Raw genomic sequence first — 19,166 nt, 5'->3', positions numbered from 1 at the left:
ATGAACCCTCTGGATTACTTGAACTGTTTTAGGAAACGAAGATCGTTCTCGAAGAACGCACGTAGGTCGTTCACGCCGTAACGAAGCATTGTTAGACGCTCAACACCCATACCGAATGCGAAACCAGAGTATTTTTCAGGATCGATACCTACGCTACGTAGCACGTTCGGGTGAACCATACCGCAGCCTAGTACTTCTAACCATTTACCGTTTTTGCCTTTCACGTCTACTTCAGCTGAAGGCTCAGTGAATGGGAAGTAAGATGGACGGAAACGTACTTCTACTTCTTCTTCGAAGAAGTTACATAGGAAATCGTGCAGGATGCCTTTCAGCTGAGCAAAGTTTACGTTCTCATCAACCAGCATGCCTTCCACTTGGTGGAACATTGGCGTGTGCGTTTGGTCGTAGTCGTTACGGTATACACGGCCTGGTGCGATGAAACGGAATGGTGGTTTACCATTTTCCATCGTACGGATCTGTACGCCTGACGTATGAGTACGAAGCATCAAGTCTGGGTTGAAGAAGAAAGTATCGTGGTCAGTACGAGCTGGGTGATCAGCTGCGATGTTTAGTGCATCGAAGTTGTGAAATGCATCTTCGATCTCTGGGCCTGCCTCGGTGTTAAAACCAAGTTCGCCAAAGAACTTCTCAATACGCTCTACAGTACGAGTTACTGGGTGTAAACCACCGTTTTCAATACGACGACCTGGTAGTGTTACGTCGATTGTTTCTGCTGCTAGTTTCGCTTCAAGCTCAGCACGTTGTAGTGCATCTTTACGAGCTGCGATAGCTTGCTGAACTACGCCTTTCGCTTTGTTGATCTCTTGACCAGCTTCACGGCGTTCTTCTGGTGGTAGTTTGCCCAGGCTTTGAAGTTGAGCAGTTAGCTCACCTTTTTTACCCAGATACTGAACACGCACTTCATCAAGTGCGACTAGCGATTCGGCAGCTTCAATTGCAGTGCTCGCGCTAGCAATGATCTCTTCTAGATGTTGCATCGTTTCCTCATCTACCTGTAGGTAGTGTCCATAAGGGAGTGATTGGTTTTTTGATAGCTGTACATAGTAGCCAAACCGGGCACCAATGCCAAATTGAATTACGAAAAGAAGAGGTTATTGAATAAAAAGAGCACAAAAACGTCAAAAATGTCATCTTTAGTTAATCTGCCGTTTAGTTGTGCCCTTTTGTTTTAGAAATAGTATTGAATAGATAGCTCGATAAAATCGTCATCTCTAGCGAAGTAGAGCAAATCATTTGGTGTTTCATTTTTAAACAACCAAGCATCAATTTGCCACTTAACGTGATTCGATATTCGGCTCGATGCTTCTAACTTAGCATTGTAAACATTAGCGTTATCTAAATCCTTCGTGATTCCCGTCAATACTTCCGTTCCGTCCTCATCATTGAGCGCCCAACGAATACCTGCAAACACATCATTTTGACCGATAGTTTGTGCGTTGTTCCCACGACTGTCATAGAGGTACTCACCAATGACCCCCACATCCCAAACCGTGTCAAATGCACCGACGAAGGTATACTCAAAACCCGTCACAAGACCGACATGATTATCAGCGCTATCTCGATAAATACTTTCCAGTTTCCATAACCAATCGCCAACAATTCCTTGCACATCCAGACCGACATGACTCATCAGAGCGTAGTAAGGCTTTAATTCTCCGTACTCAAAACGAAAGTAAGGATCCCGGTTTGTTCCATATAAATAGCTTAGGCCTACGTCCCAATCGCCAAGCATTTTCGAATATCGAAAAGCCACATCTACGTGCTTCTCTTCTCTGCTTGATTCATAGATAGCATCATCAGAGACAACGGGTTCGATTCGCAAGCGGCCATCTGCACCCGCAAACGTTCGTTCCCTAAAGTAAGGTAACAACATTGCGTGGACGGTGCCCCAGTCTTTGAAAGAGGTAAAATGTAACATCGGCTGACCGAGTTTATCTTCACCATCGACGGCTTCAATGGCATCTGTTTGGTTTACTACATCAACTAAATGGGCTGATTCAGTCACTCCCCAAAAGACCTTACTAATCCCAACTCGAAGCTCATAATCATCCCAATAAGTCAGATAAAGTGCCTCTCGTATGTCGCCATGACTTCGCTCATCGTCTAGACCATCCAGACGATAGAAAGGTGTGAAAGTAAAGTTTGCATCACCATTTTGCATCTCCCAGTAAAATTCTGGCTGCAAAACCAATGACGTTTGCGCTTTGCTCTGACCCTGAGAGCCCGTTTTAAAAAACTGACGATGCTCAATATTGACTTGTCCTGCGAGCTCGACGGCAGTCAGAGGCATCGAGTAAAAAAAGGCTGCTGCACTAAGCAACAACCCAACATTTAATCGCTTCATTTTTCCTCCACTACCTCACTCGCTTCAACACATTCTTATGAAAGTCATTGTCTTGTAATCCAGTGTTAAAACGCATTTCGCTAGTCGTTAGCTCAGTACTTTTTCCTGTTTGATGGTTTGTCATCGCCATAGTGTGCGCTCGCCAATATTGGTTGAGATATTGCTTGTAATCGGAAAAAGAAAGCGTTTTTAACAACGAGCCTTTGCGGTCGTAAAACTCAACTTTAAGTGGACGATAATGCGCTTTATCTAACCACACCGTTTGCTTGGTATAACCTGAGTTCTTATCGGTCGGAATTTGCTCTACGACGAAAACATCTTGCCCGTTTATGCTGTCATCTTTTAGGTAGTTGAAACGGTATTTTTCAATCTCAAAGGAACTGAGATCCTCATACGCGAATTCACTGCCCATAAAAGGACCTGATTTGTTACGCGAGGAAATACGTTTCACACGTTTCAGTGCAGGAAGGTAAAGCCATTGGTCATCGGCATCCACCGTATGAGAATGGTTGAGAAACGCCGTGCCTTTTACATCTCTCGGTTCATCAAATATCGTGAGCCCTTTGTCACCATCGCCATCAACTTCGAGTGATTGTAAGCGCATTAAACGTGTGCTGCTTTCTCCTTGCGCGTTTCGCAGAATCATTTGCATCGTAGCAACAGAATCCCCCCACCCTTCATCACGGGCTTTGCGCTCTTGAGCAATTTCTAGTCCTTTGGCTTTATCCGCCAACACCGCATGACTCATAATAAGCGAGACAGAAAGTACTGATACTTTTACGGCATTTTTTACTAAATTCATGTTCAATCCTTTTATTTCGTTATGACTGAGTAACAGTCTTGGTTTGAGAGTCTATTGATTTAAGCTTATTTCGGCGCTCCACCTCGTCGTAAACGCCTTTGTCAAACAACATCAGTAGAGTCGGTAGGAAGATGAAATCCACAACAAGGGCAATAAAGATGACAATGGCACTCAGCTGTCCCATATCGGCATTTAAACGGAAGCTCGACATCGCCAGAACAGAGAAACCAGCAACAAGCACGACCGTCGTAATCCAGAGTGCGCGCCCCACGGTACGAAAGGCGTAGCGAACCGCTTGCTCCGCACTGTGGCCATCTTTACGAGCGTGTTGATATTTAGAAAGAAAGTGAACGGCGTCATCGACAACAACACCAAGCGTTAATGTCACAACGACAGACAATCCCAAGTTAATCTCGCCAGAAACCAGCGCCCAAATACCAAAACCAATAAGCGCAGGAGCAATATTCGGGACAAGACTAATTAAGCCAAGCTTGAACGAACGCAAGGCAAAGATCAGTAATGCAGAGATTAAGACAAGAGTAATGGGCAAGGTTGACAGCATGCTGGCCATATTCGTTTCACCAATATGCGCAAACATCAACGAAGGACTAGACGCAACAACATCATATTGAGGCGCGTTTTCGTTAAACCATTGGTAAATGCGATTTTCCAAATCAACAAGCTCGACGCTGCCCAAGTTCTCCACGGTGAGAACCATCTTGATCGACGACTTATCTACATTGATTTGGTTGTTCAAATCTAAACCATACGGTAGTGACATTTCATAAAGCAGCAGATATTGAGCCGCTAATTCTCTGTCTTGAGGGAGCGAGTAATAAGCCTGATCATCTCCATGCATGTTCTTGTTTAGGCGCTTATAAACATCGCTCAAGGTCGCAACATGGTCCGTTTCTGGCTGCAACCTTAGCCAGTCAGTAAATTTACCCACGGAATTGAGAAAATTAGGATCGGCAATGCCCTGCGATTCGTTGGTTTTTATCGCGATACTGATGTTCGCCATGCCACTGATTCGCTCTTCCATAAAATCAGCCGCTCGGCGAAATTCATTGCTATGGCCAAAGTACTCGACGGATTCATCATTGACTTTATTCAGTGGAATCAAGCTCGCACTCGCGACAATAACAAGCACCGACAACGGCAATAAAGCATTTCGCTTTGACACCACGAAATCTCCTAAATGATCCATAAAGTGCTTTCTTTCATCAGAAGTATCCGACTTCACCGCAACCGGAAGGATATTAAGCAAGGCGGGAAGTAACGTGATGGAAAGGAAACAAGCAACCATGACGCCAAGGGCTGATAGGTTGCCGAAATCTCTCAGGATTGGAGAATCCGACATATTCATCATTAAAAAGCCGATCGCGGTGGTAATGGAGGTAATCAAGATAGGCATGAAATTGAGCGCAATACTTCGCTCAATAGAGTGGGCTTTACTAAAGCCGTTTTGCATAGACTGACGCATTGTCGCGATGATGTGTACACAGTCTGCGACGGCAAGCGTCATCACCAAGGTAGGCACATTAACGGTCGCCGTGCTTAAGAACATACCAGCCCATCCTGACAAGCCCATTGTCACCATAACCGAGCCGATAATAACGATGAGCGTCGCGATGACGCTAAGCAATGAGCGCAACATGATGGTCAGAAACACCAATATCACTAGTAACATAGTAGGCACTAATGTTGCGCTATCATCTTGGGCTGCGGTCATAAACGCGTAGTTCATTGCAATAATACCAGCCTTGTGGAATTCCGTGTCTGGGTACACTTGCTGATAACGCTCAATCATTCCGTTTATGTAAGCAACCACCTCTTGTACTTCAGCAGTTTTATCTATTTCAGGGAGTTGGACCGTAATGTTTACGACCGTGACATCTCCTTTTTCAGAAATCAGTGAACTTTTCAAAACCGGCTCACTCAACGCAATACTTTTGACTTTCTCTATTCGTTGAGGTGTCAATTCATATTCGCTATACAGTAAATCTTCGACAAGAAGATCATCTTCAAACGCTTCGGTATGCTGGTAGTTGGCGAGGGAATCAACGCGGGTCGAGTATGGAACTTGCCACGCCTCGTCAGTGATCTGCTGAATAAGAGATAATGTGCTAGGAGTAAAAACAGTGCCGCTCTTTGGCGCTATAACCAAAGCAAGACTGTCAGATTTTGCAAAGGTGGTTTGAATTTCATCAAACGCAAGTAACTGCTCATTTGTTCCATCAAAGAAGATGTCGTAATCTCCTCTAAAGTAAAGATTTTTTCCTCCAATAGTTGCTATGACAATCAATAAAACGGTAGCAAGCATCACCAATACACTGTAATTCGTTGGTAGCTTACCCCACCCTGAACGGGCGTATTGTTGAACGTTGTGATGTGGCATCACACTCTCCTTTTGTGACGTTTCGTCAAATTTAAAAACTAAAAAAAACAGCAAATGCTGTAAATAACCAGACAAACTCGACATGCAAACTTTAGATCGAATGAATTTGGCTACATAAGTTAGTTTTTAGTAACTTCCTATGCTTCTCGTGATCATTGGCTGAACGCCAACCTTCGAGATTTAATGACGATTCGTCACAATAGTGCGATAAAAAAGCCAACCATAACGTCAGATTGGCCTTTCCAGTTTATTAGCGATTCACTGACTCTAAATAAGCAAGCTCTTCACTAAATAACTCCTGCTCCACTCGACGCCAGGTTTTACGGTAGTCCCATTCTGTAGATAAAGGCGACCAACCTAAACCATCAAGTAACATATTCGCGTTGTGCAGTACTGAGAATGGGTCTTGAATTCGCTGAATACATCGACTGTTCGATGCATTTTGCGCCAAAGCGTTTGAACCGAATGCAATAGACCAGTTGGCGAATACAATAGCATCAGAACCAATTGCGGGAGAAAACTTAAGATCACCACATTCTACCGCATTGTTCACCAGCGCATCAGCACCATCTATTACTTGTTCTTCCAAGTTATTCAGTTCATTCACACGTTTAGGCGAAGCCTTCTCTAGAACCCAAGGCGTCTTTGCAACAATCGCACAAGTTGATAGTACTGGCTCCATACGAGCGTAAATACGATAACCTACATGCATCGCAATGATTTTTTCTCTGGTATTGCCATTAAATTTGGCGGTACGTTCGAAAAATATTGCTTCGCTTTTCAGCGAATGAATACAAAGCGCAAGAATCACATCTTCTTTGCTGCAAAAATGATTGTAGATCGTCCCTTTAGAATAAGGGCTTGACGCTGTAAGCTTGTCCATCGTTAAGTTGGCAAAGCCTTGCTCTTGAACTAAAGACTTAGCCAATTGAATAAGCTCTATCTCACGATCAGCAATCGCCTGTTGCTTTTTTGTTAGCCCTGAAGACACACGACATCCGTCTTGCTTGCTATATTTTTTACAGCGAAAGTTAAACATAATCCTTTGATCCGTATACCAACACACTCCCAATAATTGTAACACGATTCTTTAATACAGGAACGCAACTAAAGTTGACGAACCGTCACAAATGACACTTCGTCATAATAGATCAAAAAACAAACATTTCAAGTATGAATTTATAATTAGAAGATAAATAGCTACCAATTATGCATACCCAAGTAGCTACAGGATGCTTGGTTCAACGAGAATGGTTTCTTTGTAGAGGAAGCGAGAGAGGCTTTGGGAGGAACAACGAAGGAAATCAGCATATTAAAAATGACGAAAGTAGATACTGAACAGGTATTATTCGAAATAAGCCCAAAACACTTTAAGTCTGAATTAAGAGCAAACACCGCTGAATGCCCTACTTACAAAGTATTTGCTGTCTTAGGCTTTTTCTTTTGCAACGCCCGTTCAGAAACTCTCTTCAAAAAAGGCTCAAAATCTATATAGATAGGCTTGGCTTATCACCTGCAGATGCGATGGCATAACGAATATCATCAATAAATCGCCCCTCTGTCTCAATAATGCCGTCAGAGAATGTGACTGGCTGATGTGGCCCAGCAAGTAGAACAATATTAGTAAAATCAGAGACATTAAAGTTCTCTGCTACAACATTTTTGGAATGAAAATCGATGACGGTCTTTGCGACTTGATCTTCCAGTAACAAAAGCTGTTCTTCGGTAATTTTCATACGCGCCAAAGCAACGCGAACACACTTATCGTGGGTAGTCGTCTGCTCTTTTATGATTTCGGTATATTTGTCGTTGAGCTTGGAGTTCTCTGCATAGCTATAATATAAAGGTCCGTGCAGCGTTATATTTTTATCTTCATCAACGTAAACGAGATCCAACAACTCTAATGCTTTTAAGTAATCGGACATGCTCTGCTCAGACAAGTCATACTTTTTCTTTAAAATAGAATAGCCGTCTTTACCTCGTAACATTCTCAATTCACGATAAAAGTCGTAAAGGTGAGGGAATTGAAAGAATACTTCATCCTGTGTGCGACTAAAGTAATCCTCGTCTTCACCTTGCAATTGATTTGCGAGCTTTTGTAGTTCATCTAACGTGCAATCAACCGCTCTACAATATTCCAGCAACTTATCTAAAGCGAGATTCGTGCTTGTAAGATGTCTCTTAAAGGTAGATAGTGGCATACCCATTTTCTCAGATAGCTCTCGATATGTTAGCCCTTTTGTTTTAATCGCTTGGCGTAATGCGGCTAGCAAGTATTCGGGAGTCAGATCTCTCATCTACAATTCCTTTTGGCAATGTTACAGCTGTATAGTATTTGTAACAATTTAGAACCGCTTGGCAAGGTATAAGTTCATATTTTTATAAGAAAAACATGAATTAATATACCGAAAAGAGAATTCACACAACAAATGAAAAATTCAATATGAATTCAATTTCATTATAGATATAAAATAATATGCAAAATAAAAGTGAAGCAATTACTCTAAATCATCGTGATTAATTTTAATAGTAACGTAAAGTTGAGAATATAAACCTATTCTCTCTACAAAAATCCAGAATAATTAACCTAAAAGGAACAGAACGGTAAATGCATAATAATTCACCGCTCTCTATTAGCATTTTTGCAATGCTATTCAAGTAGACTAGTCCGCTAGTTTCACTGCAGTACCAAATGCCAAAATTTCCGAAGAACCATCTACGATTGAGCTTGTGGTAAATCGAATCCCTACTATTGCATCGGCACCTTTAGATTCAGCGTCCGCCACCATGCGCTGTATAGCAATATCACGCGCGTCGGTCATCATTTCCGTGTAACCACGAATTTCGCCGCCAACAATGCTCTTGATACCCGCCATGAGGTCACGGCCAATATGCTTTGATTGAACAACATTACCAGTTACAACCCCTCTGATTTCAGAGATCTGCTTGCCAGGAATGCTTTCGGTCGTTGTGTAGATCATTTTTAATCCCTTATAAACGTAAAAATTTATACCCAAGCTACCTTATAACTAACATAAGATGCTAACCAATTAATTGAGAAGACTGATAAACAATACTCTAAATAGCCAAGCTAAAAGTCATTTGGGTATAAATTTTAGCAATAAAAAAGGAGAGCTAATGCTCTCCTTCTCTTAATCCTAAACTGCTAATTAAAGAGCAGCTTTCGCTTTTTCAACTAGAACTGCAAATGCAGCTTTGTCGAATACTGCGATGTCCGCAAGGATCTTACGGTCGATCTCGATAGATGCTTTCTTAAGACCGTTGATGAAACGGCTGTAAGATAGACCATTTTGACGAGATGCCGCATTGATACGTGCAATCCATAGTTGACGGAATTGACGTTTCTTAGCGCGACGGTCACGGTAAGCGTATTGACCAGCTTTAGTAACTGCTTGGAAAGCTACGCGGTAAACGCGTGAACGCGCACCGTAGTAACCTTTAGCTTGTTTTAGAACTTTCTTATGACGTGCACGAGCTTGTACACCACGTTTTACGCGAGGCATTATGCTTCTCCTAAACTAAACGATTGATAACTAAAAAGAATTAAGCGTATGGCAACATACGGATTACTGCAGCCACTTCACATTTTGGAAGGATTGCATTTGGACGTAGTTGACGCTTGTTCTTAGTAGTACGCTTAGTCAGGATGTGACGTTTTGTAGCGTGCTTGTACTTAATACCACCAGCAGTTTTCTTAAAACGCTTAGCAGCACCTTTGTTGGTTTTCATCTTAGGCATGATGAATAACTCCGCATTGAGTAGGTTTAATAAACAACGTAATTAGGGCGAACAAAACCCAGCCGTTATGCCTTTATCGAAAGGAAAGCGGCTAGGTTTTAATTACTTGATGAGCCGTTAATTACTTCTTTTTAGGGGCTAGCACCATGATCATCTGGCGACCTTCAATCTTCTTAGGGAAAGATTCAACTACAGCAATTTCTGCAGTATCTTCCTTAAGACGATTTAGAACGTCAACACCGATGTCTTGGTGTGCCATCTCTCGGCCACGGAAGCGAATTGTTACTTTCACTTTGTTGCCTTCTTCAAGGAAACGCGTCAGGTTGCGTAGTTTTACCTGATAGTCTCCAATATCAGTTCCAGGACGGAATTTTACTTCCTTGATCTGGACCTGCTTTTGCTTCTTCTTCTGCTCTTTAGCAGTTTTGCTCTTCTCGAAGAGGAACTTACCATAGTCCATCACACGACAAACAGGTGGCTCGGCGTTAGGACTGATCTCAACGAGATCCATACCAGCTTCTTCAGCAGCTGCAATGGCTTCTTGAATCGATACAACACCAACTGATTCACCGTCAGCGCCTGTTAGTCGAACTTCACGAATACCACGAATTTCACCGTTGATACGGTGCGGGTTTTGTTTTACCGGCTGTTGGCCACGTCTTCCGCCTTTAATAGCTTATTCCTCCAGATTGAGCTTACGGCTAGAGATCTCGTCTTGGATGTATGCAATAAAATCATCCACTTTAAATTTACCAAGATCTTTACCTTTACGAGTACGCACTGCAATTTCGCCAGCTTCCATTTCTTGGTCACCAACAACAAGCATATACGGTACACGCTTCAAAGTATGTTCGCGGATTTTAAAGCCAATCTTCTCATTTCTCAAGTCCGCTTTAGCTCTAATTCCACTTTTTTGTAGTTTTTGTACTATTTCTTGAACATAACCTGACTGTTTATCAGTAATGTTCATAAGAACTGCTTGTTCTGGCGCCAACCAAGTTGGGAAGAAACCAGCATATTCTTCGATAAGGATACCGATGAAGCGCTCTAGTGAACCTAGAATCGCACGGTGAATCATTACCGGTACAAGACGTTCATTGTTTTCACCTACATAAGTTGCACCTAAGCGACCTGGTAGGTTGAAGTCTAGCTGGACAGTACCACACTGCCACGCACGGTCTAGACAATCGTATAGTGTGAATTCAATCTTAGGACCGTAGAACGCACCCTCGCCTTCTTGAATTTCGTATGGGATATCCATCGATTCAAGAGACTGCTTCAATGCTTCTTCAGATTGATCCCAGATTTCATCTGAACCTACACGTTTCTCTGGACGAGTAGACAGTTTCACGACGATGTTGTCGAAACCAAATGTTTGGTACGTATCGTACACCATCTTGATACAGTTTGTTACTTCTTCTTGAATTTGGCTCTCAGTACAGAAAATGTGAGCGTCATCCTGAGTAAAGCCACGTACACGCATAATACCGTGTAGTGCACCAGATGGTTCGTTACGGTGACATGAGCCAAACTCAGCCATACGTAGCGGTAGGTCGCGGTACGATTTTAGACCTTGGTTGAAGATCTGTACGTGACCTGGACAGTTCATTGGCTTAATCGCGTATTCACGGTTCTCAGAAGAAGTTGTGAACATTGCATCAGCGTATTTGTCCCAGTGCCCAGAGCGTTCCCAAAGAACACGGTCCATCATTAGTGGACCTTTCACTTCTTGGTAACCGTACTCATCTAGCTTAGCGCGGATGAATACTTCTAGATCACGGAAGATAGACCAACCATTGTGATGCCAGAACACCATACCCGGTGCTTCTTGCTGCATGTGGAATAGGTCTAGTTGCTTACCAATCTTACGGTGATCACGCTTCGCCGCTTCTTCTAGGCGAGTTAGGTGCGCTTTCAGTGCTTTCTTGTCGTGGAAAGCCGTACCGTAGATACGTTGAAGCATTTTGTTGTCGCTGTTACCACGCCAGTAAGCACCTGCAACATTCAGCAAAGTGAAGTGTTGACAGAAGCTCATGTTAGGAACGTGAGGACCACGACACATGTCGATGTATTCTTCATGGTGGTAAAGGCCTGGACGATCATCACGAGATACGTTTTCGTCAAGGATTTCCACTTTGTATGGTTCGCCACGTGATTCAAACGTATCACGCGCTTCCTGCCAGCTTACTTTTTTCTTAACCACTTCGTACTTGGTTTTCGCTAGCTCTTTCATACGCTTTTCAATCTTTTCAAGATCTTCTTGCGTTAGAGATTCGTCTAGGTCGATATCGTAGTAGAAGCCATTGTCGATGGTTGGACCGATCGCCATTTTAGCTTGAGGGTAAAGCTGCTTAAGAGCGTGACCAAGAAGGTGAGCACAAGAGTGACGAACGATTTCTAGACCGTCTACTTCATCTTTAACTGTGATGATTTCAAGGCTTGCGTCTTCTTCAATTAGGTCACACGCATCAACGCGGTTACCGTTTACACGACCAGCGATAGTTGCTTTTGCAAGACCAGGACCGATCGATTGCGCAACTTCCATAGTAGATACTGGGTTGTCAAATTGACGCTGACTGCCGTCAGGAAGAGTAATAATAGGCATGCTATGTCCTTTACAGTGGTGTTGCACACCAAGCAACACATGTTATTCAAATTAGAAGCTATTTGTTGAAAATAGTTGAGAGTCAATAAAGGCCTCTCGGTAACACGAATACCGGACCGTTATCGAAAATGGGATTGTACCTAGCTCACATTTAGAATGCAAAGCGCGATTTTGTTTTGTCATAAGAACTTAACCGCAGACCCGTCACGACAATCTGATCATGCTTTTAAGGGACCAACGGAATTGCCCCTCAATGAACTTACACAACAAATTACAATATCCCCTATTACGTGTGAACCGATACAAAGCCTAACACGCTAGGCGAGAGCTCAACGTGCGATTTAGGTATATAGTTGTTTTATAGAGTAGTTTGTATGTAGGTATTCATCATGGTCTATTTCAAATCGCGCTTTATGGTGCTTCTAAGCACCTCGATATGTTCTTTGCAAGCCTTCGCATCAAATGACTTATATGGCCCGCTGCGTTCTTACGCACAATCCCCAATGCAAGTGGTTAATCACACCAACATACTGCGTTCAGGACATAGTCTGCCCTATGGTTTTGTCGAAGCCTATGGTTCAGGAACCGTGGCAAGTGTTTGGGCTCATACTGATGAATACGCACTGGATTATTACCACAATCAAATCGAATTAGGCAGCAAATGGCAAGTCAGCAACCGTTGGCAGTGGGAGCTCAACTATCGATGGGTCTTTGCCGCTGACAACCATTTAGATGGACTGACGAAAAGCTTCCATAAACTTTTCGGTATCGGACAAAATGGGCGGGATAAAGTAGACAGAGATCGTTTTTACATTTCAATGCCGCAATATGATGTGCTTGAAGATAATTTCGAAGGACAAACACTGGCCAATAACCTATCTACTTACTTACAGTATCAAGTGTTCCAAAATGAACATCACGGCCTATCGATTGGCGGCAGTTTGTATTTTAACGATGTGGCTCACGGCACTTTTCAAGGTAGCAGTTTCGAGCAAGGCTTCCAATTAAACTACAGCTACTTAAGTGATGCTCATGCATTTTATTCGATGATTGGCATGACTTTTCGCTCGGATGACCGTGCCTTGCTCGATCTGCCCTATCGACATAATACGATTGCCATTGCGGGTGGGTACCGTTATGCCTTAGAAGATAACCATCACCTGATGTTGGAATATCATTGGTATCAAGGGTCAACAGAAGGGCCCACAGAGTTTGCTGATGCCTCTAATGAACTGGTATTGGGCTATCGATATCTAATGGAAAATTCAGCGCTTGAGTTTTTAGCCGTAGAGAACGCAAGAAACATGGATAACAGTACCGATATCGCTTTCACAATAGGATATCGGTACATATTTTCATCAAGGTGATGAGAGCTATAGATTTAGCGTTGGTGCAACTGCGGCTGCGACTTGAGCATCAGTTGCATTGATCGGCAACGTAAACGAGCGATATTGGTCACCAGCCAAGCTGAGCGAACGGTCAATCTCTGCCAAACAATGCATGACCTGCCCTTCCAGAATAAAAGAGAGCTCAATTTCTTTTGATGAGATAAAGCCGCTGTTACGGAACTCTAGCTCTTGATAAATACCAGAGCGAGAGGCAAACGAGCCACCGCGCAAAAAGCCTTTTTCAACATCGGCTTTAACCATAGTGAAGCCAGCTTGCTCGATCGCTTGAATAACCCGAGATGCTACTGGTAGTGGTTTCACTTCAATATAGTCACGATCACGCGGATCAATTGCAAAATCAATATCTAACGTCGTCTCAACCCAAACATGACATTGATTCTTAAGTGCGCTAACCGCAGTAATTGGCGTTTCATCATGCAATTTTAGCTCAAACGGAACCTGCTTTTCTTCATTAGGTTGAATCACAAAAGGGTCAACTGCTTTCAATTGATCAATAGTGAACGTTTGGTAACTTACGCTATCATCCACTTCGACTTTCATTTCCGTGTTCAATTTAATCGTAATAGCATCAATTTGTTGTTCGACGTCTCCGCCTTTGATATGAACATGCCCTTTCAGCGTCGCTCCTTGAAACACGCTCATTTCGTCCAAAATGGTATCTACTTTTGCAGAGCCGATCCCCAGTGATGCTTTCAATTTTTTAAACATACTTTTCCTTTTTTAGCGATTTTTCTTCTAATAATCGTTTGTTTACACAATTGTTTTCTGCTGTGCAAGCAATAGACCACAAGAAAATGTTTGAATTCAATCATCAATCCAAATAATGCTCAGCAGCAAGAGTCATTCAGCTCTGCAATAGGATTGCTCGGTCACTAAGCGGTACATTCGTCGAGAAATGTTTGCAATTTGTACCTAAATTAAGCAGTATTTGTATAGTCAAATAAAGGAAAATGATTATGTCTGCACCACTCTACATTCAAATTAAACAATTTATCCTGGATAAAATTGAGGCTGGAGAGTGGGTAGTTGGTCATCGCATCGCCACCGAGATTGAGCTTACCGAGCAATTTGGTGTCAGTAGAATGACAGTGAACAAAGCAATTCGGGATTTAGTTAATGAGGGCCGATTACAACGTCGCCCACGCTTAGGCACGTTCGTGTGTGATCCTGGTGAAAAGTCAGAATCTCCCCTGCTAGACATTCGAAACATTGCCGAAGAAGTCAGCGATAGAGGGCGAAAGTATGGCAGTAAAGTGCTCAAACAGATTGCTATAAAAGCAGATGACAACATTGCGACAAAACTCGGCGTTATGTTAGGCACGACAGTGTTTTACAGTGAAATTATTCACTATGAAGACCAAACGCCGATTCAATTGGAGCTCCGCTGGGTGAATAGCCAATATGCCCCGAGTTATTTAAATCAAGACTTCACACAAATCACTCCAAATCAATACCTGTCAGATAATTGCCCACTCAGCGCGATAGAACATACTGTAGAGGCAATTGTGCCTGAAAGCCGTATTAAGCAAGACTTAAAAATGCAAGCCAATGAACCTTGCCTTCTCTTGAATCGCAGAACGTGGAGCCAAGATAAGTTAGTCAGTACCGCCCTACTTTATCACCCTGGTAACAAATATAAGCTGAGCTCAAAAGTGCTCATTTAAGGACAAGATTTGTCCTCTAGATCTACGTTTTGATCACATTTTAGCAACATCAATCTTGTCAGTATTCTTATTTTGCTCTATTTATTTGTATATACATTTAATGATACAAATAAACACAGGGACACAAACATGGATTTGCTGATTGAAAACGCACGTCTAGTTACCATGCAATCGGGAGAATGCGGATACCTTCCAACGCCTCCAGCGCGCATTGGTATTCAATCTGGAAAAATCGTTGCGATCAGTACTTGTGCCATTGGTGAAGACGCGCCACAAACCAAGTCCCTGTTGTCTGCCCAACATTACGCTCAGAGTATCGACCTTCAAGGCAAGTTAGTTCTGCCAGGTTTGATCGACTGCCACACTCATCTTATTTACGCGGGCAATCGTGCCAACGAATTTGAAATGCGCTTAAACGGCGTGCCATATCAAGAAATTTCCAAACAAGGCGGTGGGATACTTTCAACGGTGCATGCGACGCGTTCAGCAACCGAAGCGCAATTAGTTGAGTTAGCGTTGCCACGTTTAGACGGGCTACTCGCGAGCGGCGTCACTTCTGTCGAAGTGAAATCAGGCTACGGATTGACACTGAATGATGAAATAAAAATGCTCCGTGCAGCCAAAATGCTTGAACAAGAGCGCAAAGTTAAAATCACTACTACACTTCTCGCCGCTCACGCCATTCCGCCAGAGTTCCAAGGTCGTGCAGATGATTATATTGAGCACATTTGTCAGGACATAATCCCTGTTGTCGCAAAGGAAGAATTAGCTACGAGTGTCGATGTTTTTTGTGAATCGATTGGTTTCAATCTTGAACAAACAGAAAAAGTGTTTGTAGCTGCAAAACGCCACGGCTTAAAGGTTAAAGGGCATACTGAGCAACTTTCTAATCTCGGTGGTACAGCCCTCACTGCGCAATACAACGGTCTGTCAGCGGATCACATCGAGTTTTTAGATGAGCAAGGTGTTAAAGCACTTGCTCGATCAAACACCGTCGCCACTCTATTGCCTGGCGCTTTTTATTTTCTAAGAGAAACTCAGTTACCACCGATTGAGTTGTTGAGAGAGCATAACGTGCCGATGGCAATTGCTACGGACGTCAACCCAGGTACATCACCATTTTCTGATCTCACACTCATGCTGAATATGGCGTGCACGCTATTTCGCCTTACACCGCAAGAAGCACTGCGTGGTGTAACGCAACATGCAGCCAAAGCTCTGGGTTATCAAAACTCACGTGGCGAAATCAAAGTAGGGTTTGATGCGGACTTCTCTATCTGGGATATCGAAAGCCCTGCGGATTTAAGCTATCAAGTCGGAGCAAAACGTCTGGTAGGTCGTATAGTAAATGGTGAATACATTTCACACGGAGGCCAATAATATGTCTCAGTTCGACCTACACTCTCCCCTATTTCATTGGCAAGGTCGTCATGATGCCGAGGACGGCAAGCTTGGTCAGCGAATTCATCACGTTGTTCAACGCCAAAAAGCAGATGAGTTGAGTGCCGTTGCGCATGGCGTCTCATTACTCGGTTTTGCTACCGACGCTGGCGTTGCGAGAAACAAAGGACGCATTGGCGCGAAAAAAGCGCCAGACTTAATCCGACGAGCACTCGCTAATTTAGCATGGCACCAAGACGCCCCGCTATATGACTTAGGTACTGTGGTGTGTGAAGACGACTTACTGGAAGAGAGCCAAACTCTATGTGCAGCAACTATTTCAAGCGCACTGCCCCATACGCCAGTCATCGTGCTAGGTGGTGGGCATGAGATTGCGTGGGCCTCCTTTTCCGGCTTAGCGGGGTATTTTAAAGAGCACTATCCAGAGAAGAAGCCTAAAATCGGCATTATTAATTTCGATGCTCATTTCGATTTGCGCGCATTTGAGAGCAACCTCGCCGACATAAGACCGAGCTCTGGTACACCCTTCAACCAAATTCACCATTTTTGTCAACGTAACGATTGGGACTTTCATTACGCTTGTATTGGTGTAAGCCGCAGTAGCAACACTAAAGCGCTATTTGAAAAAGCAGATGCGTTAAATGTTTGGTATGTAGAGGACAATCAGCTCTGCTACTTAAACCACAGTTATCACTTAACTCAGCTTCAGCATTTTATTGACGACTGTGACTACCTCTATTTGACCATTGATCTGGATGTATTTCCTGCCGCAACCGCACCTGGAGTCAGCGCACCAGCAGCTCGGGGAGTGAGTTACGACACTATTGCACCCTTTTTAGATCGAATTCTTCATTACAAAAATAAGTTAATGCTGGCTGATATCGCCGAATACAACCCAAATTATGACGTGGATAGTCAAACAGCACGATTAGCTGCCCGTTTGTGTTGGGATATCGCCAACGCAATGGCGGAAAAACAGCACAAACCATAATGCATCCCAGATGCCACTGATTATTACGACCAAGCAAGTACTTGGTCATCACGAGAAACTAAAGGAGTCTGAAATGACACAGCGCCAGGGACAAGATCCACGACTTGATACAAGCAGAACAATTCGTGCACCTCACGGAGATAAACTGCGCGCAAAATCTTGGCTAACCGAAGCCCCTCTTCGTATGCTGATGAACAACCTTGATCCTGATGTTGCAGAACATCCACATTCACTGGTTGTATATGGCGGCATTGGCCGAGCAGCGCGAAACTGGGAATGTTACGACAAGATTGTTGAAGTACTTGAAAGACTCGAAGATGACCAAACGCTTTTAGTTCAATCAGGCAAGCCTGTTGGTGTTTTCCCTACTCATAAAAATGCCCCACGCGTGCTTATCGCAAACTCAAACCTTGTTCCGCATTGGGCAAACTGGGAACACTTCAACGAGCTCGATAAACAAGGCTTGATGATGTACGGCCAAATGACCGCTGGCAGCTGGATATACATTGGCTCGCAAGGTATCGTACAAGGCACATACGAAACGTTCGTATCTGTTGCAAAAAAACACTTTGACGGTGAAGCAAAGGGCCGTTGGATTCTAACAGGTGGTCTCGGTGGCATGGGTGGTGCTCAACCTCTCGCTGGTACAATGGCGGGCTTCTCCATGATTGCAGTAGAGTGTGATGAGTCACGTATCGATTACCGCCTACGTACAGGCTATGTCGATAAGAAAGCGACTTCTTTAGATGAAGCGCTAGCTATCATTAAAGAGTCAGACACACCAGTATCGGTTGGTCTACTAGGTAATGCAGCAGACGTTTTCTCTGAGCTGGTAGAACGTAATATCACGCCTGATGTAGTAACAGACCAAACGTCTGCACACGACCCGCTCAATGGCTATTTACCACAAGGCTGGAGCATGTCTCACGCAGCAGAAATGCGTTTGCAAGATGAAGCAATGGTCGTAAAAGCAGCGAAAAAATCCATGGCTGTGCAAGTTCAAGCGATGTTAGAGCTGCAAAATCGCGGCGCCGCAACACTCGACTACGGTAACAACATCCGCCAGATGGCCTTGGAAGAAGGCGTAGAAAACGCATTTGATTTCCCTGGCTTCGTTCCAGCCTACATTCGTCCTCTATTCTGTGAAGGTATCGGTCCTTTCCGTTGGGCTGCTCTCTCTGGCGATCCTGAGGACATTTATAAAACCGACCAAAAAGTAAAAGAGCTAATTCCAGATAATCCGCACTTACATAACTGGCTAGATATGGCTCGCGAACGCATCCAGTTCCAAGGTTTACCTGCGCGTATTTGCTGGGTTGGTCTTAAAGATCGTGAGCGTCTTGGTCAAGCATTCAACGAAATGGTGAAAAATGGCGAACTTAAAGCGCCCGTTGTCATTGGTCGAGATCACTTAGACTCTGGCTCTGTAGCAAGCCCGAACCGTGAAACCGAAGGTATGATGGACGGTTCTGACGCCGTATCAGACTGGCCATTATTAAACGCGCTACTCAACACGGCGGGCGGCGCAACTTGGGTTTCACTGCACCACGGCGGTGGCGTAGGTATGGGCTTCTCGCAACACTCAGGTATGGTTATCTGCTGTGACGGCAGTGAAGATGCCTCACAACGTATTGCCCGCGTGCTGCATAACGACCCAGCAACAGGCGTGATGCGTCATGCTGATGCGGGATACGATATCGCTAAACAATGTGCAGCAGAGCAAGGGCTAGATTTGCCAATGCTCAACGAAGAACTGAAGAAGCTCAAGTAAG

General features: G+C 43.8%; 17 protein-coding genes. 5 read left to right on the top strand and 12 right to left on the bottom strand.

Annotated features, from left to right (window positions below):
• Positions 1 to 14 precede the first annotated feature (14 nt).
• The 11 genes from pheS to thrS all read right to left on the bottom strand — a co-directional run bounded on the left by pheS (position 15) and on the right by thrS (position 11,929).
• Positions 15 to 998: a phenylalanine--tRNA ligase subunit alpha gene (gene pheS, locus R7Z50_RS05210; RefSeq protein ID WP_005385470.1), complete on the bottom strand. Its 984-nt coding sequence runs from the start codon at positions 996 to 998 to the stop codon at positions 15 to 17.
• 191 nt (positions 999 to 1,189) lie between these two features.
• Entirely contained in the window at positions 1,190 to 2,365 is a 1,176-nt protein-coding gene (locus R7Z50_RS05205; protein ID WP_411979500.1) for a hypothetical protein, read from the bottom strand.
• A gap of 10 nt (positions 2,366 to 2,375) precedes the next feature.
• Positions 2,376 to 3,167, bottom strand: a complete 792-nt coding sequence (locus tag R7Z50_RS05200) for an outer membrane lipoprotein-sorting protein (protein ID WP_213915729.1) — start codon at positions 3,165 to 3,167, stop codon at positions 2,376 to 2,378.
• A gap of 19 nt (positions 3,168 to 3,186) precedes the next feature.
• Positions 3,187 to 5,565 carry an efflux RND transporter permease subunit gene (locus R7Z50_RS05195; protein ID WP_318148925.1) on the bottom strand — a complete coding sequence of 793 codons (2,379 nt, stop codon included), beginning with the start codon at positions 5,563 to 5,565 and terminating at the stop codon, positions 3,187 to 3,189.
• A 250-nt stretch (positions 5,566 to 5,815) separates the two neighbouring features.
• The gene (locus tag R7Z50_RS05190) at positions 5,816 to 6,604 is read right to left on the bottom strand and encodes a TetR/AcrR family transcriptional regulator (RefSeq protein ID WP_005377913.1); all 789 of its coding nucleotides are present in this window, start codon (positions 6,602 to 6,604) and stop codon (positions 5,816 to 5,818) included.
• A gap of 448 nt (positions 6,605 to 7,052) precedes the next feature.
• Entirely contained in the window at positions 7,053 to 7,862 is an 810-nt protein-coding gene (locus R7Z50_RS05185) for a helix-turn-helix domain-containing protein (protein WP_005377917.1), read from the bottom strand.
• Positions 7,863 to 8,228: 366 nt separating this feature from the next.
• Complete coding sequence (locus tag R7Z50_RS05180; RefSeq protein WP_005377919.1) at positions 8,229 to 8,546, bottom strand: heavy metal-binding domain-containing protein; 318 nt, start codon at positions 8,544 to 8,546, stop codon at positions 8,229 to 8,231.
• Positions 8,547 to 8,735: 189 nt separating this feature from the next.
• The gene (rplT, locus tag R7Z50_RS05175; RefSeq protein ID WP_004727974.1) at positions 8,736 to 9,089 is read right to left on the bottom strand and encodes a 50S ribosomal protein L20; all 354 of its coding nucleotides are present in this window, start codon (positions 9,087 to 9,089) and stop codon (positions 8,736 to 8,738) included.
• Positions 9,090 to 9,129: 40 nt separating this feature from the next.
• Positions 9,130 to 9,324 (bottom strand): 50S ribosomal protein L35, encoded by a 195-nt coding sequence (rpmI, locus tag R7Z50_RS05170; protein WP_005377932.1) that lies wholly within the window; start codon positions 9,322 to 9,324, stop codon positions 9,130 to 9,132.
• A 121-nt stretch (positions 9,325 to 9,445) separates the two neighbouring features.
• Positions 9,446 to 9,997 carry a translation initiation factor IF-3 gene (gene infC, locus R7Z50_RS05165; RefSeq protein WP_080276913.1) on the bottom strand — a complete coding sequence of 184 codons (552 nt, stop codon included), beginning with the start codon at positions 9,995 to 9,997 and terminating at the stop codon, positions 9,446 to 9,448.
• A gap of 3 nt (positions 9,998 to 10,000) precedes the next feature.
• Positions 10,001 to 11,929: a threonine--tRNA ligase gene (gene thrS, locus R7Z50_RS05160; RefSeq protein ID WP_005395892.1), complete on the bottom strand. Its 1,929-nt coding sequence runs from the start codon at positions 11,927 to 11,929 to the stop codon at positions 10,001 to 10,003.
• 389 nt (positions 11,930 to 12,318) lie between these two features.
• On the opposite strand from thrS, the gene R7Z50_RS05155 reads away from it, so the two are divergent.
• The gene (locus R7Z50_RS05155) at positions 12,319 to 13,296 is read left to right on the top strand and encodes a DUF3187 family protein (RefSeq protein WP_318148924.1); all 978 of its coding nucleotides are present in this window, start codon (positions 12,319 to 12,321) and stop codon (positions 13,294 to 13,296) included.
• 6 nt (positions 13,297 to 13,302) lie between these two features.
• Here the strand turns inward: R7Z50_RS05155 and R7Z50_RS05150 are convergent, their stop codons facing one another.
• Entirely contained in the window at positions 13,303 to 14,046 is a 744-nt protein-coding gene (locus R7Z50_RS05150) for a sporulation protein (RefSeq protein ID WP_017821818.1), read from the bottom strand.
• A gap of 248 nt (positions 14,047 to 14,294) precedes the next feature.
• Between R7Z50_RS05150 and hutC the strand changes: the two genes are divergently transcribed.
• The 4 genes from hutC (at position 14,295) to hutU (ending at position 19,165) form a co-directional block, all read left to right on the top strand.
• Entirely contained in the window at positions 14,295 to 15,002 is a 708-nt protein-coding gene (hutC, locus tag R7Z50_RS05145) for a histidine utilization repressor (RefSeq protein WP_017634851.1), read from the top strand.
• Between the two features lie 129 nt (positions 15,003 to 15,131).
• Positions 15,132 to 16,382: an imidazolonepropionase gene (gene hutI, locus R7Z50_RS05140; RefSeq protein ID WP_203345818.1), complete on the top strand. Its 1,251-nt coding sequence runs from the start codon at positions 15,132 to 15,134 to the stop codon at positions 16,380 to 16,382.
• A 1-nt stretch (position 16,383) separates the two neighbouring features.
• Positions 16,384 to 17,394 carry a formimidoylglutamase gene (gene hutG / locus R7Z50_RS05135; protein ID WP_054577916.1) on the top strand — a complete coding sequence of 337 codons (1,011 nt, stop codon included), beginning with the start codon at positions 16,384 to 16,386 and terminating at the stop codon, positions 17,392 to 17,394.
• A 73-nt stretch (positions 17,395 to 17,467) separates the two neighbouring features.
• On the top strand, positions 17,468 to 19,165 hold the full coding sequence (gene hutU / locus R7Z50_RS05130) for a urocanate hydratase (RefSeq protein ID WP_054578031.1): 1,698 nt from the start codon (positions 17,468 to 17,470) through the stop codon (positions 19,163 to 19,165).
• Position 19,166 lies beyond the last annotated feature (1 nt).

This window comes from Vibrio sp. 1249-1, from assembly GCF_033340495.1.
This window is presented reverse-complemented; position numbering and strand designations above follow the sequence as displayed.

Bases quoted from the DNA above. Each gene is read 5' to 3' on its own strand.
- pheS (WP_005385470.1), bottom strand. From the start codon at position 998: ATGCAACATCTAGAAGAGATCATTGCTAGCGCGAGCACTGCAATTGAA.
- R7Z50_RS05205 (WP_411979500.1), bottom strand. From the start codon at position 2,365: ATGAAGCGATTAAATGTTGGGTTGTTGCTTAGTGCAGCAGCCTTTTTT.
- R7Z50_RS05200 (WP_213915729.1), bottom strand. From the start codon at position 3,167: ATGAATTTAGTAAAAAATGCCGTAAAAGTATCAGTACTTTCTGTCTCG.
- R7Z50_RS05195 (WP_318148925.1), bottom strand. From the start codon at position 5,565: ATGCCACATCACAACGTTCAACAATACGCCCGTTCAGGGTGGGGTAAG.
- R7Z50_RS05190 (WP_005377913.1), bottom strand. From the start codon at position 6,604: ATGTTTAACTTTCGCTGTAAAAAATATAGCAAGCAAGACGGATGTCGT.
- R7Z50_RS05185 (WP_005377917.1), bottom strand. From the start codon at position 7,862: ATGAGAGATCTGACTCCCGAATACTTGCTAGCCGCATTACGCCAAGCG.
- R7Z50_RS05180 (WP_005377919.1), bottom strand. From the start codon at position 8,546: ATGATCTACACAACGACCGAAAGCATTCCTGGCAAGCAGATCTCTGAA.
- rplT (WP_004727974.1), bottom strand. From the start codon at position 9,089: ATGCCTCGCGTAAAACGTGGTGTACAAGCTCGTGCACGTCATAAGAAA.
- rpmI (WP_005377932.1), bottom strand. From the start codon at position 9,324: ATGCCTAAGATGAAAACCAACAAAGGTGCTGCTAAGCGTTTTAAGAAA.
- thrS (WP_005395892.1), bottom strand. From the start codon at position 11,929: ATGCCTATTATTACTCTTCCTGACGGCAGTCAGCGTCAATTTGACAAC.
- R7Z50_RS05155 (WP_318148924.1), top strand. From the start codon at position 12,319: ATGGTCTATTTCAAATCGCGCTTTATGGTGCTTCTAAGCACCTCGATA.
- R7Z50_RS05150 (WP_017821818.1), bottom strand. From the start codon at position 14,046: ATGTTTAAAAAATTGAAAGCATCACTGGGGATCGGCTCTGCAAAAGTA.
- hutC (WP_017634851.1), top strand. From the start codon at position 14,295: ATGTCTGCACCACTCTACATTCAAATTAAACAATTTATCCTGGATAAA.
- hutI (WP_203345818.1), top strand. From the start codon at position 15,132: ATGGATTTGCTGATTGAAAACGCACGTCTAGTTACCATGCAATCGGGA.
- hutG (WP_054577916.1), top strand. From the start codon at position 16,384: ATGTCTCAGTTCGACCTACACTCTCCCCTATTTCATTGGCAAGGTCGT.
- hutU (WP_054578031.1), top strand. From the start codon at position 17,468: ATGACACAGCGCCAGGGACAAGATCCACGACTTGATACAAGCAGAACA.